Annotated in this window: 24 protein-coding genes; 12 read left to right on the forward strand and 12 right to left on the reverse strand. The window is 61.3% G+C overall.

What is annotated here, in order from left to right:
* Nucleotides 1-49 precede the first annotated feature (49 nt).
* On the forward strand, nucleotides 50-1492 hold the full coding sequence (locus PUQ42_RS08805; protein WP_273373045.1) for a pseudouridine synthase: 1443 nt from the start codon (nucleotides 50-52) through the stop codon (nucleotides 1490-1492).
* 422 nt (nucleotides 1493-1914) lie between these two features.
* Here the strand turns inward: PUQ42_RS08805 and PUQ42_RS08810 are convergent, their stop codons facing one another.
* The 6 genes from PUQ42_RS08810 to ligA form a co-directional block, all read right to left on the reverse strand.
* Nucleotides 1915-2574, reverse strand: a complete 660-nt coding sequence (locus PUQ42_RS08810) for a hypothetical protein (RefSeq protein ID WP_273373047.1) — start codon at nucleotides 2572-2574, stop codon at nucleotides 1915-1917.
* Nucleotides 2575-2658: 84 nt separating this feature from the next.
* The gene (locus PUQ42_RS08815; protein ID WP_122121237.1) at nucleotides 2659-3162 is read right to left on the reverse strand and encodes a sigma-70 family RNA polymerase sigma factor; all 504 of its coding nucleotides are present in this window, start codon (nucleotides 3160-3162) and stop codon (nucleotides 2659-2661) included.
* Nucleotides 3163-3482: 320 nt separating this feature from the next.
* Nucleotides 3483-4997: a clostripain-related cysteine peptidase gene (locus PUQ42_RS08820; protein ID WP_273373050.1), complete on the reverse strand. Its 1515-nt coding sequence runs from the start codon at nucleotides 4995-4997 to the stop codon at nucleotides 3483-3485.
* The gene (locus PUQ42_RS08825) at nucleotides 4994-5734 is read right to left on the reverse strand and encodes a DUF4919 domain-containing protein (RefSeq protein ID WP_122121236.1); all 741 of its coding nucleotides are present in this window, start codon (nucleotides 5732-5734) and stop codon (nucleotides 4994-4996) included. The genes PUQ42_RS08820 and PUQ42_RS08825 overlap by 4 nt, the downstream gene beginning before the upstream one ends.
* 29 nt (nucleotides 5735-5763) lie before the next feature.
* Nucleotides 5764-6654, reverse strand: a complete 891-nt coding sequence (gene dapA / locus PUQ42_RS08830) for a 4-hydroxy-tetrahydrodipicolinate synthase (RefSeq protein WP_122121234.1) — start codon at nucleotides 6652-6654, stop codon at nucleotides 5764-5766.
* A 36-nt stretch (nucleotides 6655-6690) separates the two neighbouring features.
* Nucleotides 6691-8844 (reverse strand): NAD-dependent DNA ligase LigA, encoded by a 2154-nt coding sequence (ligA, locus tag PUQ42_RS08835; protein ID WP_273373052.1) that lies wholly within the window; start codon nucleotides 8842-8844, stop codon nucleotides 6691-6693.
* Nucleotides 8845-8998: 154 nt separating this feature from the next.
* On the opposite strand from ligA, the gene PUQ42_RS08840 reads away from it, so the two are divergent.
* From PUQ42_RS08840 to PUQ42_RS08865, 6 genes are all read left to right on the forward strand, one after another.
* On the forward strand, nucleotides 8999-9322 hold the full coding sequence (locus PUQ42_RS08840; RefSeq protein WP_232009226.1) for a hypothetical protein: 324 nt from the start codon (nucleotides 8999-9001) through the stop codon (nucleotides 9320-9322).
* Complete coding sequence (locus PUQ42_RS08845; protein ID WP_232009225.1) at nucleotides 9306-9944, forward strand: leucine-rich repeat domain-containing protein; 639 nt, start codon at nucleotides 9306-9308, stop codon at nucleotides 9942-9944. The genes PUQ42_RS08840 and PUQ42_RS08845 overlap by 17 nt, the downstream gene beginning before the upstream one ends.
* Before the next feature lie 324 nt (nucleotides 9945-10268).
* A complete protein-coding gene (locus PUQ42_RS08850; RefSeq protein WP_273373054.1) occupies nucleotides 10269-11543 on the forward strand; it encodes an adenylosuccinate synthase in 1275 nt (424 codons plus the stop codon).
* Nucleotides 11544-11755: 212 nt separating this feature from the next.
* Nucleotides 11756-12634 carry an electron transfer flavoprotein subunit beta/FixA family protein gene (locus PUQ42_RS08855; protein WP_087310624.1) on the forward strand — a complete coding sequence of 293 codons (879 nt, stop codon included), beginning with the start codon at nucleotides 11756-11758 and terminating at the stop codon, nucleotides 12632-12634.
* 11 nt (nucleotides 12635-12645) lie between these two features.
* On the forward strand, nucleotides 12646-13665 hold the full coding sequence (locus tag PUQ42_RS08860; protein ID WP_273373057.1) for an electron transfer flavoprotein subunit alpha/FixB family protein: 1020 nt from the start codon (nucleotides 12646-12648) through the stop codon (nucleotides 13663-13665).
* Complete coding sequence (locus tag PUQ42_RS08865) at nucleotides 13665-15392, forward strand: acyl-CoA dehydrogenase family protein (protein WP_087310622.1); 1728 nt, start codon at nucleotides 13665-13667, stop codon at nucleotides 15390-15392. The genes PUQ42_RS08860 and PUQ42_RS08865 overlap by 1 nt, the downstream gene beginning before the upstream one ends.
* 156 nt (nucleotides 15393-15548) lie before the next feature.
* Here PUQ42_RS08865 and glsA read toward each other — a convergent pair whose 3' ends face one another.
* Together glsA and gadC are read right to left on the reverse strand one after the other, a co-directional pair.
* Complete coding sequence (gene glsA / locus PUQ42_RS08870) at nucleotides 15549-16532, reverse strand: glutaminase A (RefSeq protein ID WP_087310620.1); 984 nt, start codon at nucleotides 16530-16532, stop codon at nucleotides 15549-15551.
* A gap of 12 nt (nucleotides 16533-16544) precedes the next feature.
* Nucleotides 16545-18074 (reverse strand): glutamine/gamma-aminobutyrate antiporter GadC, encoded by a 1530-nt coding sequence (gene gadC / locus PUQ42_RS08875; protein WP_122121223.1) that lies wholly within the window; start codon nucleotides 18072-18074, stop codon nucleotides 16545-16547.
* A 147-nt stretch (nucleotides 18075-18221) separates the two neighbouring features.
* On the opposite strand from gadC, the gene PUQ42_RS08880 reads away from it, so the two are divergent.
* Complete coding sequence (locus PUQ42_RS08880) at nucleotides 18222-19151, forward strand: DUF5106 domain-containing protein (protein WP_122121222.1); 930 nt, start codon at nucleotides 18222-18224, stop codon at nucleotides 19149-19151.
* A gap of 140 nt (nucleotides 19152-19291) precedes the next feature.
* A complete protein-coding gene (locus PUQ42_RS08885; RefSeq protein WP_087310614.1) occupies nucleotides 19292-19846 on the forward strand; it encodes an NADH peroxidase in 555 nt (184 codons plus the stop codon).
* A 116-nt stretch (nucleotides 19847-19962) separates the two neighbouring features.
* Here the strand turns inward: PUQ42_RS08885 and PUQ42_RS08890 are convergent, their stop codons facing one another.
* Both PUQ42_RS08890 and PUQ42_RS08895 read right to left on the reverse strand, forming a co-directional pair.
* Entirely contained in the window at nucleotides 19963-20445 is a 483-nt protein-coding gene (locus tag PUQ42_RS08890) for a hypothetical protein (protein ID WP_273373061.1), read from the reverse strand.
* An 18-nt stretch (nucleotides 20446-20463) separates the two neighbouring features.
* Complete coding sequence (locus PUQ42_RS08895; protein WP_087310610.1) at nucleotides 20464-20673, reverse strand: YtxH domain-containing protein; 210 nt, start codon at nucleotides 20671-20673, stop codon at nucleotides 20464-20466.
* A 69-nt stretch (nucleotides 20674-20742) separates the two neighbouring features.
* Between PUQ42_RS08895 and PUQ42_RS08900 the strand changes: the two genes are divergently transcribed.
* Nucleotides 20743-21255, forward strand: coding sequence for an SLOG family protein (locus tag PUQ42_RS08900; protein WP_122121220.1), 513 nt, complete (start codon nucleotides 20743-20745; stop codon nucleotides 21253-21255).
* Nucleotides 21256-21670: 415 nt separating this feature from the next.
* Here PUQ42_RS08900 and PUQ42_RS08905 read toward each other — a convergent pair whose 3' ends face one another.
* Both PUQ42_RS08905 and PUQ42_RS08910 read right to left on the reverse strand, forming a co-directional pair.
* Complete coding sequence (locus PUQ42_RS08905) at nucleotides 21671-22906, reverse strand: 6-phosphofructokinase (protein ID WP_122121218.1); 1236 nt, start codon at nucleotides 22904-22906, stop codon at nucleotides 21671-21673.
* Nucleotides 22907-23077: 171 nt separating this feature from the next.
* Nucleotides 23078-23278 carry a cold-shock protein gene (locus PUQ42_RS08910; RefSeq protein WP_087310604.1) on the reverse strand — a complete coding sequence of 67 codons (201 nt, stop codon included), beginning with the start codon at nucleotides 23276-23278 and terminating at the stop codon, nucleotides 23078-23080.
* 135 nt (nucleotides 23279-23413) lie between these two features.
* On the opposite strand from PUQ42_RS08910, the gene PUQ42_RS08915 reads away from it, so the two are divergent.
* Both PUQ42_RS08915 and PUQ42_RS08920 read left to right on the forward strand, forming a co-directional pair.
* Nucleotides 23414-23725 carry a hypothetical protein gene (locus PUQ42_RS08915; RefSeq protein WP_087404386.1) on the forward strand — a complete coding sequence of 104 codons (312 nt, stop codon included), beginning with the start codon at nucleotides 23414-23416 and terminating at the stop codon, nucleotides 23723-23725.
* A gap of 340 nt (nucleotides 23726-24065) precedes the next feature.
* Nucleotides 24066-24682, forward strand: a 617-nt coding sequence (locus tag PUQ42_RS08920) for a radical SAM protein (RefSeq protein ID WP_273373064.1), incomplete at its 3' end; no start/stop codon positions are given.

Below are 24682 nucleotides of genomic sequence, written 5' to 3' on the forward strand. Positions count from 1 at the left end.
AAAATGGATTACCTTTGCCGCGCAAATTCATCTTATAGAAGATACGAACATGAAAGATTCGAAAAACGACTCGACCCCGGTGCTCGAGCGCTTCGCACGCGACAAGCGCAAGCGCACCGTGATTGCTACGGCGGAGCGCGTCGAGCGTCGCCCGCGTTTGCAGCGTGACGCTGCCGATTCGGAGCAACCGTCCCGGTCGTACCGGCCCGAACACCGGGCCTCGTACAACCCCAACTTCACGGCCGAAAACCGGCCCCGTTTCGAACATCCCCACCACGACGACGGTGAGCGTCCGCACCGCCCGTACGGCGAGCGTCCCCGCTTCGACGCGAACTCCCGCACGGAGGGCGACCGCCCGCATCGTTCCTATGGCGAAAACGATAACCGCTTCAACCGCGACGACCGTCCGCGCCGTTCGTTCGGCGAGCGCGACAACCGTGAGGATCGCTTCAACCGCGACGATCGTTTCAACCGTGATGACCGTCCGCGCCGTTCGTTCGGCGAGCGCGACAACCGCGAGGACCGCTTCAATCGCGAGGATCGTCCGCAGCGCTCCTACAGCCGCGGCTCCAAACCGGCCTACGGCGAGCAGCGCAGCGGCAAATTCTCCGACCGCAACGACCGCAACGACCGCAACGACCGCAAGGGCGGCAAGTTCGCCGGCAAGCCGTCGGAGGGTCGCTATGGCGACAAGCGCAACGACCGTAACGACCGCAGCAGCCGTGGCGGCGAGCGCCCCGCAGTCTCCTATCCGAAGTTTGACCCCGCGAAGCAGACCGGTGAGATGCGTCTGAACCGCTTCATCGCCCAGTCGGGCATCTGTTCGCGCCGCGAGGCCGACAACTTCATCCAGGCCGGTGTGGTGACGGTCAACGGCAAGGTGGTGACCGAACTGGGCACGAAGGTGCTGCCGACGGACGAGGTGCGCTTCAACGACGAACCCGTACACGGAGAGAAGAAGGTCTATCTGGTGCTGAACAAGCCCAAGGGCTACGTCACGTCGCTCGATGACCCGCACGCCGGCAAAACCGTCATGGAGCTGGTCAAGGGGGCCTGCACCGAGCGGATCTATCCGGTGGGACGCCTCGACAAGAACAGCCTCGGGTTGCTGCTCTTCACCAACGACGGCGATCTGACCAAGCAGCTGACCCATCCGTCGTATCAGAAGAAGAAGATCTACCAGGTGACGCTCGACAAGCCGCTGACGCGTGCCGACATGGACCGCATCGCCGAGGGCATCACGCTCGAGGACGGTGAGATCTTCGCTGACGAGATCTCCTACGTCAAGGAGAACAAGCAGGAGATCGGCATCGAGATCCACTCGGGCCGCAACCGCATCGTGCGCCGCATCTTCGAGTTCCTGGGCTACACCGTCACGAAACTCGACCGCGTTTACTACGCCGGTCTGACGAAGAAGAACCTCAAGCGCGGGGCGTGGCGTTTCCTCACCCGCGAGGAGGTCGAGCGCCTCAAGTCCGGACTCTACGAATAGGGCAGGGCGCCGGACTGAACCAGGGGCACTGAACCAGGGGCACTGAACCAGCAGGAGGGCTGAACGGGGAGGCGCTGAATCTGAGATGCTGAACCTGGGGTCTCCCTGGCGGCGGATGACGCCTTCCCGTCGTTCGGAATAACGAAAAACCCGATACGGATTTCCGTATCGGGTTTTTTCGTGGCTCTGGCAAACCGGCAGACCGGAGTGCCTGAGGCGGGTGTTCGGCGGAGGCTATTCGACCTTGAGGGCCCGTTCGATGGCCAGCAGCATGTAGCGATAGTGCTTCTTCATGCGCTCCGAAGCGCCGCTCTGGAGTCCCTGCCGGTAGGTTTGCTGCATGTTGTGCATATTTAGTGAGGGATATTCGGGAACATTTTGGGAACATATCCTAAAAGAAGAAAGACTTAAATATTTGATAATCAAATATTTAAGTCTTTACTAAGTACCCAGGCCCGGGTTCCGTCGCTGAGCGTCAGCGTGTACTCTCCGCCCTGGGGTACGCGGACCGTATTGAATACCTCCTCCATCGGTACGGATTCGGTGTTTTTCCTCGTTTCGGGAGTTTCGGAGGCTTCGGGGGCGCGGTAGGCGATGCGGTCGCCGTCGATTTCGATGCGCATGTTCCGTTCGCGGAGTTCGGTACGGAGCGTGTCCGTCAGGGCGACGACTTCTCCGGTGGAGAGTTCCAGTACGGCGCGGTGCGTGCCGGGTTCGACGGTGGTGGGCAGGTGGTTGCGGTTGGGGTCCAGCCGCTCCCGGGCCTCGTAGAGCAGGGCGCCGCTGACGAACACCCCGACGAGCAGCAGAACGGCGGCACACGCACGCACGGTGCGGAAGAAGCGCTTGCGACGCATGTAGCGACGGTCCTCTTCGCAGATGGCCTGCCAGACGCGCTCCTTCTCGTAGCGGTACATCCGCGAGAGTTCGCTCCCGAGGTCCGAGTTGCCGTCGATCAGGTCGAGGATCTGGCGGTTCTCTTCGGACTCGCGGCTCCATGCTTCGAGTTCCTGCATCCCTTCGGGCGAGATCCGTCCGGAGATGTAGTCGTGCAGCAGTCGGTCGATGGGGGTGTTTTCCATGCGTTCGGGCCTTTACTTAACAGACCCGGTTCGGGGGAAAACTCCTTACAGTTTTTCGGAAAAAAATGCAGCAAAAAATCGCATTCAGAAGATGAACAAGGCCATGAACTTCCGCAAAGCCTTGATCGAACGGTACATGTGTGTCTTGATGGTTGCCAGCGAAACGCCCAGTTCGGAGGCGGCATCGGCATAGGAGTAGTTGTTCAGGCAGATCAGCTTGACGACCTTGCGCGACTGTTCCGAGAGCCGTTCGATGGCCTGATAGAGCCGGTGGAGTTGGTTTGCGCGTTCGACGTCGTCGCGGCTGAGGTCGAAATTCACCTCGTCGGCGATCACTTCCTTTCCGTTGAGCTCCTCCCAGCGGCGCAGGCGGTGGGTGGAGGCGTAGTCCAGGGCGGCGTTGCGCACGCAACGGTAGAGGTACTTGGTCGGGGAGTTGATTTTCGAGAGGTCCATGCGGGCCAGTTTGACGAAGACGTCCTGCACGATATCCTCGGCTGCGGACTTCGAGTGCACGATCTCCTCGGCCACGTAGGCGGCACTGCGGAAGTGTGCATTGAAGAGCTCTTCTAAGGTCGGGGAGATCATGGCGCGTTGCTGTTTGCCTACAAATGTATAAATAATGCGCCTTTCCGATATTTTTTGTGCTTTAGGGCCGCTTGCCAGAAGAGTTTTGATTGCTATTTTCCTGCTACTTAGCTTGTTGTGTCGCTGGTTTGGTCGGGCGGCCGTCCGATAAAACTATAAGCGACCCTTCGGAAAGAGTCGCTTACAAGTCGTTTTTGGGGGTTTGGGTCCCTTTTTTTAGGCGCTTTGAACGCTTTATGATATGTTTTGCTTTCGAATCGTAACTTGAAGGGAGTCGGATTTTCGCGTTTGTAACTTGCCTGCCTCCGCGCCGCACCCCGTCAGTGGGTGGCCAGATACCAGGAGGTGTGCCGGAAATCCGAAGCATAGGGCTCGGTGGTTTCGGGCTCGCTGGTCGTAATTCCCGTGTAGCAGGTGATCGGGTTGAGGAGGTTGTTGTAGGCAGAATAGTAGCTGGGCGTGTGGAAGCGGTACTCCGAGGGTACGGCCCGCTCCAACTGTGCCTCGAACGTGTCGATCGTCCCCTGGTCGCCGCAGCTCAGTTGGACGTAGTGGCCCAGATCGTAGAAGAGTTTCGTGGTGCCTCCCTTGTAATACTGGAGTTCGGAGAGCTCGAAGTCGGTTTTCGGCGCCTCGACCACCCGTCGCATCTCCGAGGCCAGTGCCTCAAGTTCCGACATCACCGTGAGCGAGATGCAGCCCGACTGTTCGTTCCCGGAGATCGTGTTCCAGTCGTTCTGGTAGAAGTTCCAGAATTCGCGGCAGATCTCACCCAGTTGCGGCCGCAGCTCCTCGTCGTCGAACAGGTGTGGGAGGATCCGGTCGTAGGGGAATCCTGCGGCCATGATCTCGCAGGGTGAGGCCACGACATAGTCGATCGCGTGGCGCAGGTCGTAGAGCGTCTCGATGCTGGCCATGAAGCAGTCGTCGAAGATCAGGTAGTCGAAGCGGAACGGCAGGGCCTCGAGCACCGAGGCCAGCTCCGTGATGTCGAGTTCGTGACCCGTATCGCCGAACGAACGCGTCGGTTTGGCCCCTGCGGCGGGAGTCCAGACATCGGCCGCCGCACCGCCCGCCCGTCGCGAACGCGGCAGGGCACCGCTCGAGGCCGGAATCCACGCCTTGCCGTGGCAGCCGATGATCAGTCCGTAGCGCTCGGCCGGAGCCTCCTCGGCGGCATCGGCAAAGAGTCGGGCCACATCTTCGGGATTTCCCGTGTCGAACGTGTCGTAGTGCTTCAGCGTGATGGTCTTACAGCTTCCCGTGGAGGAGTCGTGGCGGAGCTCCTCGAGCACGGCCGTGTAGTGCGATTCGGGCTGGTAGCAGATCAGCATTCGCCCGTCACCCGGGTTGTCCGTGTTGACGGCGCTGCGCAGACGCGCGATGTTCTCCTTGTAAAATCGCAGCAGGCTCTGCCCCGGCATGTAGAGCAGCACGGTACGTGTGGCCGTGGCGGGGCGCTGGTAGACCGCCACCTCGATCTGTTGCCGGTCGTTGTCGAAGTGCAGAAGGATCGACCCCAGTCTTCGGCGGTTGGGTCCGTCGTTGGCTTGGGTAGGGGTGACCGTGACACACCCTTCGCTGGCCGTTCCGTCCGTCGATGTCACCGTGAAGTCCTCACCCGTGTAGGTCACTTCCCACGGCCGGTTGGCCCGGACCGTGATGCTCTCCTCGCCCGAGGCGTCGCCCGAGAGGAAAATCTCCGTGGCCGAGACCTCAAACCGCGGTTGCGGCTCCTCCTTCGAGCAGGCGTCCGAAAGCAGCACGACGGTCAGCAGCAGGGGAGCCAGCAGCGACCGTCTCACCGCTGCGGCACGGAACAGGTATTTCATCATTTGTAGGTGCGGGGTTTGAGGTTGTTGAATTGCCATGTCCGGTCACGTTTGTAGGTATAGCCTTCGGGCTTGTTCCAGTAGACGCGCCCGAAATCGAAGTAGAATCCCTTGCGTTTCTTTCCGTCGACGACGTAGGGCGTGAGCAGCGGCACGAACTCCACGGTGCGGCTGATGATGCGTGCCTTGCCGTAGGAGAGCTCCTCGGCGGCCAGCACGTCGAGCGCATGGTCGAACATCAGCACGTGGCGCGGGGTCTTTTCGGTGAATCCGTCGCCCGAGTCGATGATCGTGCGCAGTATGCCGTTCATGCGGTCGGCATAGGCCTTCTCGCGCACCTTGTCGCCCAGTGCCCCGTAGGCGAACGACATCATGTTGAGGATCTTCGGGCTGAACGGATCGCGGGCCAGGGCGTCGTTGCCCAGCGAGACGAGCGATTCGAGCGTCGCCACGTCCGGTTTCTCGGGGTCGATACCGGCGATGAGCAGCAGCATCTTGTCCAGATCGGGATTCGTGGCCAGCGGCTTGTACTCGTCGCGGTAAGCGAAGCCGTAATAGAGATAGTAGTAATCCTCGTCGGTGAGTGTCGCATCGCCGGCATTGTAGCGCAGCATGAGGGCCGGATAGTAGAACGGCGATTCGGCATCGAGCGTCCGGTCGAGGATCATCTCCTCGTCGGGGACGCGCGCCGCGGCGAGCAGCGGCACGAGCAGCGTAAGCAGCAACAGAAGTCGTTTCATGTCGGTTGTTTTCCGATAGGAACGCAAAATCAGCGCAAATCGTATCTCGCGATCAGGCTTTTGAATCGTTCACGCAGGTGCTCCGTGCCCGGAACGAGCGGCAGGCGCATCGTGTCGCCGATAATCCCCATCACCGAGAGGGCGCATTTCACCCCGACGGGGTTGCCCTCCTCGAAGAGCGCCTTGACGGCCTCGTCGAGTGCCTCGTACTCGCGGTCGGCCGCCTCGAAGTCACCCCTCTTGGCGTGGTTGATGCAGCTCATGAAGCGCCCGGGAAAGGCGTTGGCCGCCACCGAGATCACGCCGTCGCCGCCGCGACGCATCAGCTCGATGGCCATGCCGTCGTCGCCCGACAGCACGAGGAACCCTTCGGGACGTTGGTCGAGAATCCGCTGCATCTGGTCGATCTTGCCCGAGGCCTCCTTGATGCCGATGATGTTGGGAAAGTCGCGGGCGATGCGCAGCGTCGTTTCGGCGGTCATGTTGACCCCCGAGCGACCCGGGATGTTGTAGAGGATCACCGGCAGGGGCGAGTGCTCCGAAATGGTGCGGAAGTGCTGGTAGAGCCCCTCCTGCGAGGGCTTGTTGTAGTAGGGCGTCACGCTCAGGATGGCATCGGCGCCGCGCAGGTCGAATTCGCGCAGCTGGTCCAGCACCTCCGACGTCGAGTTGCCGCCGCAACCCATCACCAGCGGCACGCGCCCGGCAATCTGGTTGGTGATGAACATGGCGATCACGGCCCGTTCGGGCATGTAGAGGGTCGGGGTTTCGGCCGTCGTCCCCAGGGCGACGATGTAGTCCACGCCGCCCTCGATCACGTAGTCAATCATGCGGGCCAGGGCTTCGTAGTCGACCCTTCCCTCCCGTGTAAAGGGGGTGATCATGGCGGCGCCTACGCCGGCCAGTTTGTGCTGTGTCATATCGGTCTCTTTTTTATTGTTTACGGTTTTCGGCTCTTAGTCAAAAAGACGCTGTTCCGCGCCCTTGCCGGATTGCGTGTCGGCGTCCGGCTGCGGCGCGCTCTTCGGGAGCGGATCCGTGGCCGGGGCTGCGGATGTGCCGGATTCTGCCGACGGTTGCGCCTCCGCCGCCGGGGCAGGTCGAGCCTGCGTGGCAGGGGCTCCCTCGCCGTTGATCATCCGGAAGAACTCCTCCTCGTCGATGATGCGGATGCCGAGCTTCTCGGCCTTCTTGAGTTTGGCGGGCCCCATCTTCTCGCCGGCGACGATGTAGTCGACGTTGCCCGAGACGGCGGCCAGATTGCGCCCCCCGTGCGATTCGATCAGCGCCTTCATCTCGTCGCGGCTGCGCGAGAAGCGCCCCGAGACGACGAAACTCTTCCCGGCCAGCGCCTCCGAGGCCAGCTTGCGCTCCGCGGTCTCGAACTGCAGCCCGGCGGCCCGCAGCCGGCGGATGATCTCCAGATTGGCCGCATCGGCGAAGTATTCGAGAATCGAGTCGGCGATGCGCTGGCCGATCTCCTCGGCCTCGACCAGCTCCTCGCGCGAGGCCTGCATCAGCCCCTCCAGCGAGCGGAAATGGTCGGCCAGATAGCGGGCCGTGGTCTCGCCCACGAAACGGATGCCCAGTCCGAAGAGCACCCGTGCGTAGGGGACCTCCTTCGAGCGCTCGATCGAGCGGATGATGTTCTCGGCCGACTTTTCGCCCAGGCGCGGCAGCGGCGAGAGCTGTTCGGCGCGCAGGTCGTAGAGGTCGGCCACGGTGCGCACCAGCCCGTTATCGTAGAGCAGTTCGACGGTCTCCTCGCCCAGCCCCTCGATGTCGAGGGCCTTGCGGCGGATGAAGTGGATGATGCGGCCAATGATCTGCGGACGGCAGCCGCTCTGGTTCGGGCAGTAGTGCTTGGCTTCGCCCTCGTAGCGCACCAGCGGCGTGCCGCATACGGGGCAGCGGTCGATGTAGCGGAAGGGCTGGCTGTCGGCCGGACGCTGCGAGAGGTCGACGCCCGTGATCTTGGGGATGATCTCGCCCCCCTTTTCGACGTAGACCATGTCGCCCGGGCGGATGTCGAGCCGCGCCATCTGCTCGGCGTTGTGGAGCGTGGCCCGGCGCACGGTGGTGCCGGCCAGCAGCACGGGCTCGAGGTTGGCCACCGGTGTGATGGCCCCCGTGCGGCCCACCTGGAACGAGACGCTGTCGATGCGCGTGAGGGCCTGTTCGGCCTTGAACTTGTAGGCTACGGCCCACTTCGGGGCCTTGGCCGTGAAGCCCAGCTGGCGGCGTACGGCGAAGTCGTTGACCTTGATCACCACGCCGTCGGTCGGGAAGGGAAGCCCGTGGCGGGCCGTATCCCAGTAGCGGATGAAGTCGTCGACCTCGGCCACGTTGTGGCAGATGCGCATGTGGTCCGAGATCTTGAAGCCCCACTCGCGGGCCTTCTGAAGACTCTCCCAGTGGGTGCGGAAGGGCAGGTTGTCGCCCGCCAGCTGGTAGAGCGTGCAGTCCAGACCGCGGCGTGCCACGACGGCCGACGACTGCTGCTTGAGCGTCCCGGCAGCGGCGTTGCGCGGATTGGCGAAGAGCGGCTCGCCGTTGGCCTCGCGTTCGGCGTTCAGACGGTCGAACGAGGCGTAGGGCATGAGGATCTCGCCCCGGATCTCGAAATGGGCCGGCCAGTCGCCGTCGCGCAGGTGCAGCGGTACGGAGCGTACGGTGCGGACGTTGGCCGTCACGTCGTCGCCCGTGACGCCGTCGCCGCGCGTGGCGGCCTGCGTCAGCGCGCCGTTGTCGTAGGTGAGCGAGATGGCCGTGCCGTCGAATTTCAGCTCGCAGACATAGTCCGTGGGGCCGGCCTCGCGTTCGATGCGGTCGATGAATTCGTGCAGTTCGTCGAGCGAGTAGGTGTTCCCGAGCGAGAGCATCGGGTAGCGGTGGCGCACGGTGGCGAACTCCGACGTCAGGTCGCTCCCGACGCGCATCGTCGGCGAATTGGGATCGGCATATTCGGGGTGTTCGCGCTCCAGGTCCTGGAGTTCGCGCATCATCGTATCGAACTCGAAATCCGAAATTTCGGGGTTGTTTTCGACGTAATATTTGTAGTTGTGCAGTTCGAGCTGGCGGCGCAGCTCCTCGATGCGTTCGCGTATCATACCTATGGAATAACGTGCGTAAAGTTACATATTTTGCTCGGAACAAGGGGCTAAAACAAAAAAAATGCAAAAAAAAATTGCAGATGTGGTGCGATATTCAAATTTTGCTTATACTTGCAGAAAATTTCGCACCACAACGATGGCTAAACAGAATATGGCAAAGAAACATATCGTAACGAGTTTCCACAATCTGACCCCCGAAATGCAGGAGGCTGTCAAGGAGAAATATCCGCTGGGATTCACCGATTCGATGATTCGCGTAGACAAACCCAACGGTGGTTTTTTTTATGCCGTGCCCTTTGACACGGACGATGTGGCCTATATGATCAAGATCGACGTGAAGATCGACGACTCGGCGCAGGATGACGACGACAAGGATTACTACGACGACGATCTGAAGGGGGCCGACGAACTGCAGGGGGGCGATGACGATGCATCGGATCTCTCCGAATCGTCGGACGATGATGTGGACATCTGACACGGTGCGGCGCCTGCGCCTGCTGCCCGTCCTGCTCTCGTTGCTTGCCTCTTCGTGCGGCCTGGCCGATCGCGACAGTGACGAGCGGAACCGATACGTATACCTCACCTTTTTCGACAAACGCTTCGAGGCGTTCTGTCTCGAACGCTTCGATCTGGACAACGATTCACGCATCTCGCGCTACGAAGCGCAGCGCGTGCGGGAGATCGCGTGCCCGGGTGAAGGGATCGCTTCGCTCGCGGATCTGCGGGAATTCGTCAATCTTGAGCGGCTCGATTGCTCGGGAAACGCCCTCACGGAGCTGGATCTGACCGCTTGTGCGCATCTTTCGCGCCTCGACTGCCGGGAAAACGATCTCGTGTGGCTCGATGTGGAGGATCTGCGTGCGCTGGTGTGGCTGGACTGCTCGGAGAATGCGCTGGCGGAGCTGGACCTCACGTCGAATACCTCGCTCGTGACGCTCGATGCGCGGGGCAACGCCTTGCAGACGCTCGATCTGTCGACCTGCGCCGCGACGCTTCAGGCCGATGTACGCGCGAATTCCGATCTGACCACGGTCTACTGCCGCATGGCCACCCAGAGCATCCGTTTCGACGGCATTACCTCGCTGGTCGAACGGTAGCGCGGAGACACGGGCGGATTTACGCCGCAGGTCGGGGGCCGGACGGCGGTTGCGTGGGGCCCGGATAACAGGGTCGGCGGTTGCGAGAATGCCCGTACAGCCGCAGCAGCGGGGGAGAAGTCCGGCCTGGGCCCGATCGGTGCGGCCGTCTGTTTCTGATTCTTACACGCCTTCTTACACGCCTCGACGGGGAAACACGCTCCGTCGGGGCCCTTTTTTTATAATTTGTTGAAAAGTCCCGTCCGGGCAATTGTGCTTTTCGCGGATTATTTTGTATCTTTGGAAGCAAAAAACTTTTGTAACCAATAAATTGATTCGGATACAATGAAAAAAGTAGACGTGATCCTCGGCCTCCAGTGGGGTGACGAGGGCAAGGGTAAGGTCGTGGACGTGCTTACGCCCCATTACGAGGTGGTAGCCCGCTTCCAGGGCGGTCCCAATGCCGGTCATACGCTGGAGTTCGGCGGGGAAAAATACGTGCTCCGTTCGATCCCCTCGGGAATCTTCCAGGGCGGCAAGACCAACATCATCGGCAACGGCGTAGTGCTCGATGCCATCCTGTTCCGGGCCGAGGCCGAAGAGCTCGCCAAGAGCGGCCATGACATCACCCAACAGCTCTGCATCTCGAAAAAGGCCCACCTCATTCTGCCGACTCACCGCATCCTCGACGCCGCCTACGAGGCCGCCAAGGGCAGTGCCAAGATCGGCACCACGGGCAAGGGCATCGGCCCGACCTATACGGACAAGGTCAGCCGCAACGGCATGCGTGTGGGCGACCTGCTGAGCCCCGATTTCGAGAAGATCTACGCTGCGGCCAAGGCCCGTCACGAACGGATCCTCCGCAGTCTGGACTACAAGTACGACATCACCGAACTCGAGGCCCAGTGGTTCGACGCCGTGAAGTACCTCCGCCGTTTCCACATTATCGACAGCGAGTATTTCGTCAACGACTGCCTGGCTCAGGACAAGGCCATTCTGGCCGAGGGGGCACAGGGCACGCTGCTCGACGTCGATTTCGGCTCCTATCCCTTCGTCACCTCGTCGAATACGGTCTGCGCAGGCGTCTGCACGGGTCTGGGTGTTGCGCCCAGCCGCATCGGCGACGTCTACGGCATCTTCAAGGCCTACTGCACCCGTGTGGGCAGCGGCCCCTTCCCCACGGAGCTCTTCGACGAGACGGGCGAGAAACTCAGCAACATCGGTCATGAATTCGGTGCCGTGACGGGACGTCGCCGCCGCTGCGGATGGCTCGACATGGTGGCCCTGAAGTATTCGATCATGATCAACGGCGTGACGCAGCTCATCATGATGAAGTCCGACGTGATGAACGATTTCGATACGATCAAGATCGCTACAGCCTACGAGATCGGCGGCCGCCGCACCACGGAGTTCCCCTATACGATTACCGATGACCTGAAGCCCGTCTACACGGAGTTCGAGGGCTGGAAGTGTGACCTGCGCAAGTGCCGCACCTACGAGGAGTTCCCCGAGGCCTTCAAGCGTTACGTGGAGTTCATCGAGCACCAGACCGGCGTGCCCGTGCGGATCATCTCCGTGGGCCCTGACCGCGGTGAAACCATCGTCCGTCCGCGGGCTTAGAAGCCCGTTTTATAGGCGGCCGAAGGGTGGAGGGTTTCCGATCCGGCTCAGCGCTTCGGACGAAGGCTCCGACGACGGGCTTCCGATCCGGTCCTGCGCCTCGACCAGGTGGAACGGAGGCGGGTTTCCGATCCGGTTCCGCGCGTCGATCCGATGTTCTCTCCGCTGTTGCGAACGAAACAACCAAGAAAAACATTCGACTTAAATTCAATATGTTGCAAAACCTTAAAATTCTGGTTCTGGCCAAACAGGTGCCCGATACCCGCAACGTGGGCAAGGACGCGATGACCCCCGAAGGTACGGTCAATCGTGCGGCACTCCCGGCCATTTTCAATCCCGAGGACCTCAATGCCCTCGAGGCCGCTCTGCGGCTCAAGGACCGCGTCGAAGGATCGACGGTCCACATTCTGACGATGGGCCCCCAGCGTGCCGCCGACATCATCCGTGATGCCCTGTTCCGCGGTGCCGACGGCGGCTACCTGCTTTCGGGCCGCGAGTTCGCCGGCTCCGATACGCTGGCAACCTCCTACGCCCTGTCGTGTGCCCTGAAGAAGATTCAGCCCGACGTGATCTTCGCCGGACGTCAGGCTATTGACGGCGATACGGCCCAGGTCGGTCCCCAGGTGGCCGAGAAGCTCGGTCTGCCGCAGGTGACCTACGCCGAGGAGATCCTCGACGTCAAGGAGCACTCGCTGGTGATCAAGCGCCGTCTGGAGCACGGTGTCGAGACGGTCGAGTGCCCGATTCCGGCCGTGGTGACGGTCAACGCTTCGGCTGCCGAGTGCCGCCCGCGCAACGCCAAGCGCGTGATGAAGTACAAGGGTGCGCTGGCCGGTTCGGAGATCGCCGCAGCACCCGATTCGCCCGCCGCACAACGTGCCGCCGCGAAGCCCTATCTGCAGATCGTCGAGTGGGCTGCCGCCGACGTCAACCCCGATCCCGCGCAGCTGGGTCTGCAGGGTTCGCCGACGAAGGTCAAGAAGATCGAGAACGTGGTCTTCGCCGCCAAGGAGGCCAAACGCCTCACCTCGTCGGACGAGGATATCAATTCACTGATGGTTGAACTTATTGCGAGCCACACGCTCGGTTAATGCGCACTGAGATGAACAACGTATTCGTATATATCGAGATGGAGGGCGGCAAGGTCGCCGATGTGAGTCTCGAACTGCTGACCAAGGGCCGCGAACTGGCCTCGACGCTGGGCGTGAAGCTCGAAGCCGTCGTGCTGGGTCACAACGTGGCCGGTCTGGAGAAGGAGCTGGCCAAATATGGAGCCGATACGGTGTGGGTGGCCGACGACGAGATCTTCGAGCCCTTCCGCACGCTGCCCCATACGTCGGTCATGTGCGGGCTGATCGAGCAGGAGAAGCCGCAGATTGCCCTGTTCGGCGCCACGCCCGTGGGCCGCGACTTTGCGCCGCGCGTTTCGTCGGCGCTGCACAGCGGTCTGACGGCCGACTGCACGCAGCTCGTTATCGGTGACCACAAGGATGCCAAGACCGGCAAGGAGTACACCAACCTGTTGTACCAGATCCGTCCGGCCTTCGGCGGCAACATCATCGCCACGATCGTCAACCCGGATCACCGTCCGCAGATGGCCACCGTCCGCGAGGGCGTCATGCGCAAGGAGTATGCCGCCCAGCCGGGCAAGGGCGAGGTGAAGACGATCGACTGGCGCCGGTTCGTCAAGGATACGGACCTTGCGGTGAAGATCATCGACCGTCAGATCGAGGAGCGCAAGATCGATATCAAGGGGGCTTCGATCATCGTGGCCGGCGGTTACGGCATGGGTTCGAAGGAGAATTTCAAACTGGTCTACGATCTGGCCGACGTGCTGGGTGCCGAGGTGGGTGCCAGCCGTGCGGCGGTCGACGCCGGTTTCACGGAGCATGAGCGTCAGGTCGGCCAGACCGGCGTCACGGTGCGTCCGAAACTCTACATCGCCTGCGGCATCTCGGGGCAGATCCAGCACACGGCCGGTATGGACCAGTCGTCGATGGTCATCTCGATCAACACCGATCCCGATGCCCCGATCAACAAGATCGCCGACTACGCCATCACGGGCGACGTCAACGAAATTATCCCCAAGATGATCAAATACTACAAGCAAAACTCGAAGTAATGGCTAATTTCTTTTCAGATAACAAGGATTTGCAGTTCCAGCTCGATCACCCGCTGATGCGGAAGATCGTGGAGCTGAAGGAGCGCGGTTTCGCCGAGAAGGATCTCTACGACTACGCGCCGCAGGATTTCGACGATGCGATGGACAACTACCGTCGCGTGCTGGAGATTGCCGGCCAGGTGTGCGGCGACGTCATCGCGCCCAATGCCGAGGGTGTCGACCACGAGGGTCCGCGCGTGGTGAACGACCACGTGGAGTATGCTTCGGGAACGGTCGAGAACATGAAGGCCGTGGTTGATGCCGGACTGAGCGGCATGACTCTCCCGCGCAAGTACGACGGTCTGAACTTCCCGCTGATCTGCTTCGTCATGGCCAACGAGATGGTGGCCCGCGCCGATGCCAGCTTCGAGAACATCTGGGGACTGCAGGACTGCGCCGAGACGCTCAATGAGTTCGCCTCGGAGGAGCAGAAGGAGAAATACCTGAAGTGGGTTTCGGCCGGTGCGACGTGCGCCATGGACCTCACGGAGCCCGATGCCGGTTCGGATCTGGGTTCGGTGATGCTGAAGGCCACCTGGTCGGAGGAGCGGCAGACGTGGCTGCTCAACGGCGTGAAGCGTTTCATTACGAACGGCGACGGCGAGGTTTCGCTCGTCCTGGCCCGTACGGAGGAGGGAACGACCGACGCCCGCGGTCTGTCGATGCTCGTCTATGACAAGCGCGACGGCGGCGTGAAGGTGCGCCGCATCGAGAACAAGCTGGGTATCAAGGGCTCGCCGACGTGCGAACTGGTCTTCACGAACGCTCCGGCCCAGCTGGTCGGCGATCGGAAGATGGGTCTGATCAAGTACGTCATGTCGCTGATGAATGCCGCGCGTCTGGGTATCGGAGCCCAGTCGGTGGGTCTGTGCGAGGCTGCTTACCGCGAGGCGCTGAAGTATGCCCACGAGCGTGCACAGTTCGGCAAACCGATCATCGAGTTCGCCGCCGTTTCGGAGATGCTCTCGAACATGAAGGCCAAGCTGCAGGGTGCCCGTGCGCTGCTCTATGAGACGGCTCGCTTCGTCGAGGTCTACAAGCAGTACTCGCACATCTCGCACGAGCGCTCGCTGGAGCCCGAAGAGCGCCAGGAGATGAAGTTCTACAATCGTCTGGCCGACGGCTTCACGCCGCTGGTGAAGCTCTTCTCGTCGGAGTATGCCAACCAGCTGGCCTACGACGCCATCCAGATCCACGGCGGTTCGGGCTTCATGAAGGATTACCCCTGCGAGCGGCTGTACCGCGACGCCCGTATCATGAACATCTACGAGGGTACGTCGCAGCTGCAGGTCGTGGCGGCGATCAACGCCGTGACGAAGGGTACGTTCGTCGAGCAGATCGGCCGCTATGCCGCCGAGGAGTATGCGGAGACGATGGCTCCGGTGGTTGCCAGGCTCAAGGCTCTGACGGTGAAGTTTACGGAGATGGTGGCTCACGTCGAGGCCGGCGAGAAGGAGGCCCATGGCTTCAAGGATTTCCATGCCCGCCGACTGGTCGAGACGGCCGGTCACATCATCATCGGCTACCTGCTGGCCCGTCAGGCCGGCAAGGCGGCGGAGTACGAGGCTTCGGCCCGCATCTTCGCCAAACTGGCCGAGGGCAAGATCACCGAGGCCTACACTTACGTAATGAACTCCACGCCGGAGGATGTCGCCCTGTTCAAGGGTGTCGAGGCGGAGACGCTTTAGCCCTCCTCCCGCGGCGGATGCCGATACGAAGAAGAGCCGCAGCCCTGCGAAGGGTTGCGGCTCTTTCGTTTGTGTGGAGGGGGCAGAGAGGCGGTGCGTCCGGGGATTCCGGGGCGTCGAGCCCCTGCCGGCCCGTTTCGGATTGCGGCAGCGGCGTCAGACCTCGGCCGAGGCCGGAGTGGTCACCATGCAGCGGGTGGTGCCGAAGAGGTTGAGGTCCAGTTCACGGGCGATGTAGGCCAGGGCCTTCTGCGCCCGGACGGAGTTGCCGGCCGAGTCGAGCGGGGGCGCGAAGGAGGCGAGACCCATGACGCCCGGTACGACGCCCATGATGCCGCCGCCGACCCCCGATTTGGCCGGAAGCCCCGTCTGGAAGAGCCAGTCGCCCGTGTGTTCGTAGAAGCCCACGGTGGCCATCAGCGAGACGATGCGCGGCGTCAGCTCGGCGCGGAAGACCCGTTTGCCCGTCTGCGGATTGACTCCGCCGTTGGCAATCGTCGCCGCCACGGTGGCCAGTTGTGCGGCCGTCACGCCGATCGAACACTGCCGCGTGTAGAGATCCAGCGCCATTTCGGGTTGGTCGTAGATGCGGTTGTAGTTCTTCAGCAGCCAGGCGATCGAGCGGTTGTTGAAGTTGGTGTCGCTTTCGGAGCGGTAGAGCTCGTCGATCACCTCGACGGGCGATCCGGCCAGCGCCGTGAGAAAGTCGACGATCGCGCGCCACTTGCCCGTGCTGTCGCCTGCGGGTTTGACCATCGAACAGGCTGCGATGGCTCCGGCGTTGACCAGCGGCGTGGAGGGGTGGTCGTTCTCGAGCAGGATGGCCATGATCGAGTTGAAGGGGAGTCCCGTGGCGTCGGCGCCGATCTTGTGCAGCACCTCGCGGTCGCTGTACTGCTCCATGACGAGCAGTGCCGTGGGGACCTTCGACACGGATTCGATGCCGAAGCGGTAGTCGGTGTCGCCGACCGTCAGAAGCGTGCCGTCGGGCAGCGTGGCGGCGATGCCGAAGAGCGTCGACGGCACGTTCTTCAGAAAGGGAATATAGTCGGCATTCTTGCCGCTGGTTTCGCTCTTGCAGTGGTCGTAGGCCGCCCGGAGGACCTCGCCGACCGTCTTTTTGTCGATTTTACGAATCATGGTGCGTATGGTTTATTGTCGGTTGTTTTTATCGGTTGGAGTCTTGTCCGAAGCGGGGAAAGCCTTCGGGGCGGGCTGCTCCCAGTGGAAGGGGGCGAACTCGGCGGCGGCCTGCGGATCACGCCACGAAGGTTTGCGCATTGCGTAGATGACGAACGGAATGGCCACGACGACCAGACAGCCGATGACCAGCACCGAATACCACACCGTATTGCTGCCCGTGGAGATCTGGCTGGGCGGTACGAAGCTCAGCACGAAGGCCAGCAGCGAACCGAAGAAGCCGACCAGTCCGATGAGCCACATCAGGCCGTTCCCGCTGCGGCCCAGGCGGAAGGGGCGCTGGGCCTGCTTCATCTTGTAGCGCAGAACGATGGCCGCCGAGAACATCAGCATGTACATGATCAGGTAGAGCAGCACGGTGAGCTGCGAGAGGATCTGGTAGAACGACTGCACGGAGGGCATCACCACGAACAGAAGGGCCAGCAGCGTGACGATGGCGCCCTGGATGAGCAGAATGTTGCGCTGTACGCCGGCGCGGTTGGTCTTCTGGAAGAAGGGGGGCAGGTAGCCCGCCTTGCCGACGGCGAAGATACCCTTCGAGGGGCCGGCCACCCAGGTCAGCACGCCGGCCAGTACGCCGAACATCAGGGCAATGGCGATGATCGGACCGGCCCACGACAGGTGCAGATACTTGAAGTAGTTGTCGAAGCCGATGAGCAGCGACTGCGTGAGGCTGATGTCCTTGGCCGGGATGATGAAGCCCAGCGAGAAGGTCCCCAGCACGAAGATGGCCACCGTGGCGAGCGAGCCGATGATGATCGCCCGCGGATAGTTCTTCGATGGATTCTTGACATCCATGACGTGGATGCCCATCATCTCCATGCCGGCGTAGAAGAGGAAGATGCTGCTGGCCAGCACCAGGTTGTCGAATTTCGACAGGTCGGGGAAGAAACCCTGCGACATGTCCATGTTGTTGTGGCCCCCGGAGGCGATGTAGACCACGCCCAGGACGATGAGCAGTCCGGCCGGAATGATCGTTCCGATCATGCCGCCCCATTTGCTGATCTTGCCCACCCAGTCGAGGCCCTTCAGGGCGATGAAGGTGGCGATCCAGTAGATGGCCATCACCATGCAGAGGGTGAAGACCTTGTTCGAGGCGAGCGACATGTCGTGGGGCTCGTTCGTGCCGATGAAGGCGATGGTCACGGCGCCGAAGGTGAGCACCGTGGGGTACCAGATCGTCGATTCGATCCACTGCAGCCAGATGGCCAGGAAGCCCGTGCGGGCCCCGAACGCCTCGCCCACCCAGCGGAAGACGCCTCCCTGCTTGTCGGAGAACATGGCGGCCAGTTCGGCGGCAACCATTGCCGTGGGGATCAGGAAGACGATCGCGGCAAAGAGGTAGTAGAAGGCCGACGAGGGTCCGTAGACCGCCTCGGCCGGCAGCCCGCGAAGGCTCACCACGGCCGTCACGTTCATGATCGCCAGGGTCATGACGCTCAGCTTGAAGCCCGTGGAAGTGGTAGTTTTCTTTACATCCATAATGGTTTGATTTGAGTTTTGTCGCCTCGAAGGGTTGCAACTACCGTGCAAAAAACGCATGGTGCGGCTTTTGGAGCCCTCGGTTGTGGAATTGTCGCCGGAAATGCGTATATTTGTTCTTCAGGACCAAAACGCTTGAAACAAACAATGAAACGACTCTCGATCCTTCTGTTGTGCATGCTGGTGGTGATGACCTCATGCGGACGCCGCCGCAAGGCGCCCGCTTCCGATGCCGCGGCCCCGCAACCGGCCGTCTTCCTGCCGGCCATTCCGCCTTCGCGCCTTTCGGCGGCCGAACAGCAGGAGTGGCTCCGCTGGCACTACTGGGACCGCTTCAACTTCTCCGATACGCTCTTCCTGACCCGGGTCGACTCGTCGCAGCTCTTTGAGGCCTATGCCCGCTATGTCGTTCTGCTCGGCGGCCGCCCGACGGACGGCGCCCCGATGGATTCGCTCATGCGGCGTGCCTCGACCTCGCGGCGGATGCTCGACTACTTTTCGAAGATGGCCGAGGTGGTGCTGCACGACCCCAACTCGCCGCTGCGCAACGACGAATTCTATATCCCGGTGCTCGAGGCGCAGCTGCGCGCTCCGTGGTACGACGAGTACGAGCGCATCGCCCCGCAGTATGATCTGCAGATCGCCCGGCAGAACCGCCTCGGTCAGCCGGCCAACGACTTCCGCTATACGCTGGCTTCGGGGCGCAGCGGCACGCTCTACGGACTGGATGCCGAGTATGTGCTGCTGTTCATCAACAATCCGGGGTGTGCCATGTGCCGCGAAATCCGCGAAGCGATCTCTTCGTCGCCGATGCTCACGGAGATGATCGAACACGGCCGGCTTCAGGTGCTGGCCATCTATCCCGACGAGGATCTCTCGGAGTGGCGCGCCTATCGCGATGAGATGCCCGCGTCGTGGATCAATGCCTACGACAAGGGATGCGTGATCCGCAATGAACTGCTCTACGACCTGCACGCCATTCCGGCGCTCTACCTTCTGGACCGCAACAAACGGGTGCTGGTCAAGGATTCCGTGGATGTGGCGCAGATCGAGGAGGTGATCGACCGCCGGGGCTGATCCCTCCCCGTATAAGCTGCGCTTATCATGCGATCAGAAAAGACAATCGAATTTTTATACAAAAATCGAAATCTCTTCTTATCTTTGCATGACAAACAAACAAAAAGCAATTAACACACCTTTTAATAGTACAAAAGATTATGGCAAAGAAATGGCGTTGTACCGTATGTGGGTACATTCACGAAGGTCCCGAGGCTCCCGAGCAGTGCCCGATGTGCAAGGCAGGTAAGGACAAGTTCGTAGAGGTTGTTGAGTCGGACTCGAAGATGGAGTTCGTAACCGAGCACAAGATCGGTGACGGCAAGGGCGCCAGCAAGGAGCTCTGGGAGGGTCTGCAGAACCACTTCATGGGCGAGTGCACCGAGGTGGGCATGTATCTGGCCATGAGCCGTCAGGCCGATCGCGAGGGCTATCCCGAGATCGCCGAGGCTTACAAGCGCTACGCCTGGGAAGAGGCCGAGCACGCTTCGAAGTTCGCCGAGCTGATCGGTGAGGTGGTTTGGGATACGAAGACCAACCTCGAGAAGCGTATGGAGGCCGAGTGCGGCGCCTGCGAGGACAAGATGCGTCTGGCTCGTCTGGCCAAGCAGGAGAACCTCGATGCCGTTCACGATACGGTTCACGAGATGGCCAAGGACGAGGCTCGTCACGGCAAGGGCTTCGAAGGACTCTACAAGCGTTACTTCGGCAAATAGTCGAACGGCAGCCTGCGGGTTGCCTGATGAAAAAAGCCGGTGCCTGTCAAAGGTACCGGCTTTTCGTTTTCGGTCGTTTGCGGCCGGCTCCCGGGCGGGCGGATTGTCGGGTTTTCTCAGCCTTTTCGCAACAGATTGTAGATGCCGATCAGCATCGAGATCTTTTCGGAGAGCCATTCGTAGCCCGTGCGGGCCAGGCGTGCTACCTCGTAGACCGTTTCGGCCCGGGCGCGGATCTGCTCCACGGCCTCGCGGATCGTGAGCAGGTAGAGTCCCGCAGCCAGCAGGGCAAAGGCGCCGCCGAGGATCAACGTGGCGACGATGAACGATCCGGTGACCTGCGAGAGCCAGACCACCAGCGCCGTCAGCAACAGCAGCAGGGCGATGCCGACCAGCGTTCCGAAGAGCAGAAAGACCACTACGAAACGCCCGGCTGACCGCTCTTTGCGGATGGTGGAACGCTTCTTCGGGTCGTCCGAATCGGTCTTCTCCTCGGATGGCCCGAGGGGCTGGTGCGGCAGGGTGTGGAACTCCCGTCGGGGCTCCCGCCGCTCCCGGTCGCTGAGGTTTTGTGCCTCGGCTGTTGCGTGTCTCTCCATCGTGCGGTTTTTTGAGGGCTAATTCTCCTCGCAGCGGCAGCGTGCCTCTTCGATCTGCTCCTCGACCTCGCTGAGCTTGTTCTTGACGCGGTCGATCTCGTCGTCGATCGAATTCTTGATCTTGCGGCGTAGGTCGGCCCCCGACTGGGGCGTGAACAACATTGTCAGAGCCGAACCGATGATCATCCCGCCCACGAGCGAAACGATGGCAATTCCTGTGTTTTTCATGGTTGCTGAAGTTTTTGAATTCAGCGGTTTTTCTTGCAAACTCCGGGCCAAAGCGCTATCTTTGATCGTATGATCCTCAATCCGCGCACCTGTGTCGCCTTCACCGGCCATCGCACCTATCGTGACGAAGCTCGCGAGCTGTTGCTCCCGACTCTCGAGGCGCTTTACGAACGTGGCTTCCGGACTTTTCTGAGCGGTATGGCCGTCGGGTTCGACCTCGCGGCGGCCGAGGCGGTTCTGCTCCTGCGGCAGCGGCATGCGGAGGTCCGGCTCGTTGCCGTCGTTCCGTTCCGCCATCAGGCAGCCCGCTTTCCGGCGGCCCAGCGCCTTCGCTACGAGCGGATTCTGGCCGCGGCCGACAGCATCGAGGTCCTTTCCGAGGAGTACCACCGCGGCTGTTATGCCCGGCGCAACGACTTTCTGGTCGCCCATGCACAGGTCGTCGTGGCCTGGTACGACGGTTTGCCCGAAGGCGGGACATACTACACCGTCGAAAGGGCCCGGACACGTCTCCGCGAGGTGATCAATCTTCATCCTGCAGCCCCCTTTCACCCGCTGAGCCCTGCGCCGGAACTCTTCTGACCGGTCCGGCGTCGCTGATCGGCCCGGCGTCACTGACCGGCCCGGCGTCACTGACCGGCCCGGCGTCGCTGATCGGCCGGCGTCACCCCTCCCGTCCTTACCGGCCCTTACGGCACCCTCGGTCCTCACCGACGCCCTCGGTCCTCACCGACGCCCGCTGGTCCTCACTGGCGCCACTGGCCCTCACCGACGCCCGTGGCCCTCACCGGAGCCCGCCGTTTGTCCCTCTTGGCCGCTCGGACTCCCCTTTCATCCGCTCGTCCGGGGGCGCCTCCTCGCATCCTGCCCCTGCGGCCGGTCCTCAGCCCAACTCCCTGCCGTTCCGGCCTTTCTTCCCGCTGCCTGTCCTTCCACCCAAAAAAAATCCCGGGGCCTGCGAAAGGCTCCGGAATCCGTATGGCGGGTTGTGAGACTCCTAGTTCCAGTTCAGGATCTTGTGGAAGTCGTACTCCTCGGGATTGGCCACATATTTCTTAGCGGCTTCGTAGTCGGCCGGCGTGATGGCGTTGAGGATATTCTCGACCACCGACGTGAAGCGGTCCGACTTGATGTCGACCAGACGGGGCGGAATCTTGCCCGTGGTGGGATCCTGCAGATCCTTCAGGTAGAGCGGCGAAACGTTGCCCTCCGAGTCGACATAGACCATGCAGCCGGTCTTGCCCTCGGAGAAGAGCTTGTGCACGCCGATACCCAGTTCCGAGCAGTAGGTCAGGTCGTAGGCGATCGGGGTCTGGCAGCGGATCTCGTAGCCGAGCTCCACGGGACGGCTCTTGACCTTGATGCCGAGCTCCTTGAGCTTCTTCTCGATCATCTCGTTGAAGATGTGGGCCTTCGAAACCTTGCCCAGCTCGGGGTGTCCGTGCTCGTCGTAGGTGAAGTGAACGCCGCTCTTGCGGATCTCCTCGTCCGACAGGGCGTGGAAGACACCCTCGGAGATGACGGCGGCACCGTAGTCCATGCCCATGATCTTACGCTTGATGATCGACGAGATGACGAGGTTGACGATCTTCTCGACGGTGATTTCGGTCTTGTCGAACATCTCGGGGATGACGATCATCGGGTAGTGGCAGGCCTCGCCGATACCGAATGCCAGGTGGCCGGCCGAGCGGCCCATGGCAGCCAGTACGAACCAGTTGCCGCTGGTGCGGGCGTCGACGTAGACGGCGCGGGCGATGACGGCGCCCTTGTCCTTGGCCGACTCGTAACCGAACGTCGGGGTCCCCTTCGGCAGCGGGAGGTCGTTGTCGATGGTCTTCGGAACGTGGATGTTGGCGATGGGGTACTTCTTGGCCTCGAGGAACTTGGCGATGCGGTTGGCCGTCGATGCGGTGTCATCGCCACCGACCGTTACAAGCAGTTTGATGTTGTTGTCGGTGAAGAACTTGAGGTTGAAGTTGTTTTCGAAATCGGCATCGGTGGGTTTGAAGCGGCTCATCTGCAGGAACGAACCGCCCTGGTTGAAGATGCCGTCGGCCATCGGGTAGTCGATATCGACCGTGCGGGGCGAGGGGTTGAACAGGCCGGTGTAACCTTCGTGGAGACCGATGACACGGTAACCCTTGCGCAGGAAGGTCTTGGCGACGCTGCCGACGACGGTGTTCATGCCGGGAGCGGGACCTCCACCGGTGAGAATTGCGATAGCTTCTTTCATGGTTAATTGGTTTTATGATTTTGAAAAATCCTTAATAATTCTTTCAGCCGCCCAAAAATACGATTATTTTTTCATTCGGGCAAAAAAAAGGACGTCCAATTGGAGGACGTCCCGCGAGTGTCGGCCGTGTCGGCGGAGAGAGTTGCCGACACGGCCGGTGGGGGGTATGCTTTACTCGACCACGGTTACGTTGATGGCCTGTTCGCCCTTGGCGCCGTTGCCGATTTCGAACTCAACTTTCTGACCTTCGTTCAGGGATTTGAAACCCTCCTTTACGATGCCCGAGAAATGCACGAAGATCTCCTTGCCGTTCTCCGTCGTAATGAATCCGTAGCCTTTCTTGCTATCGAACCATTTTACTTTGCCTGTCATAGAAAATAGTATTAATAGTAATAAAATTTAGACAAAGTAAAACAAAAAAGCTTGAGATTCAAAACTTTTTGCCCGATTTTTTCGTTCCGGGGAAAATTTTTCTATCTTTGTGAAAAGAAGCCAATGGTTCGGAGTATGAAGAACAGAAAGTGGAAACTGGCATTGGCGGCGTTGTTGGGCTTCTCGACGGCCTGTTCGACAGTTCGTCAGGCGCCGCAGCAGAAGCCTGCGGAGCCGCAGCAACCGGCCTCGCAACCGGCCGACACGGCCGCATTGAAACACACGAAGGTTCCGCCGCGTATCGTGTTGATGTACGGTGTGCGTCCGCCCCTGTCGGACAGTGCGCGGATCAAGCGCATGGAACGGTTGGAGCGTGAGCGTCCCGATTCACTGCCGCCGGTTGCCGAGCAGCCCGTCACTGAGGAGGAGGCTCCAGCCGGCAAGTAGCCGCCGGCCGTGGGTGGAATCCGGGGGCCGGAGAATCGGTTGTGGATGAAGCGCGGGCCGGTTGTGGAGGAGCCTGGGGTGACTGTGGGCGGGATCCGGGGACCGGAGAATCGGTTGTGGATGAAGCGCGGGCCGGTTGTGGAGGAGTCCGGGGTGACTGTGGGCGGGATCCGGGGACCGGAGAATCGGTTGTGGATGAAGCGCGGGCCGGTTGTGGAGGAGTCCGGAGCCGACCGAGGGCGGAATCTGTTGCCGGTGATGGAGCGTGTCCGAATCTGTCCGTGGTGAACGTAGACGTGAAGATCTGTCTCCCCGGCCCGGAAAAGGGAAGAAAGCTGTTATGAGAAATCGTCGCGTGGGGCTGCGCAAACGGTTGGCCCTGAATATCTTTGCGGATCTTCACGATGCGAAGGTTGCCGAACACCATCTCGATACGCTTTTTTGGGAGTGTACGCTGCGGTGCAATCTGGCGTGCCGTCATTGCGGCAGCGATTGCCGCGTGGATCCCGGCGTGGCCGATATGCCGCTCGAGGACTTCCTGCGGGTTCTCGACGAGGAGATCACGCCTCATGTCGACCCTTCGGAGGTGCTCATCATCTTTTCGGGCGGCGAGGTCCTCGTGCGCGAGGATCTCGAACGGGCCGGACAGGAGGTGACCCGCCGCGGATACCCCTGGGGAATGGTCACCAACGGCATGGCCCTGACCCCGCGACGCTTCCGCTCGCTGTTGGATGCCGGACTGAGGTCCGTTTCGGTGAGTCTCGACGGTTTTGAGCGCGAGCACAATTACATCCGTCAAAATCCCCTGAGTTACGAACGGGCGTTGAATGCCATCCGACTGATCGTGCGCGAACCCTCGTTGTCGTACGATGTGGTGACCTGTGTGACGGGGGCCTTGATTCCGCAGCTGGAGCCCTTTCGCGAGATGCTTATCGCCGAGGGGGTAGAGCATTGGCG

The organism is Alistipes megaguti (genome assembly GCF_944320325.1).
Taxonomy (GTDB): domain Bacteria; phylum Bacteroidota; class Bacteroidia; order Bacteroidales; family Rikenellaceae; genus Alistipes; species Alistipes megaguti.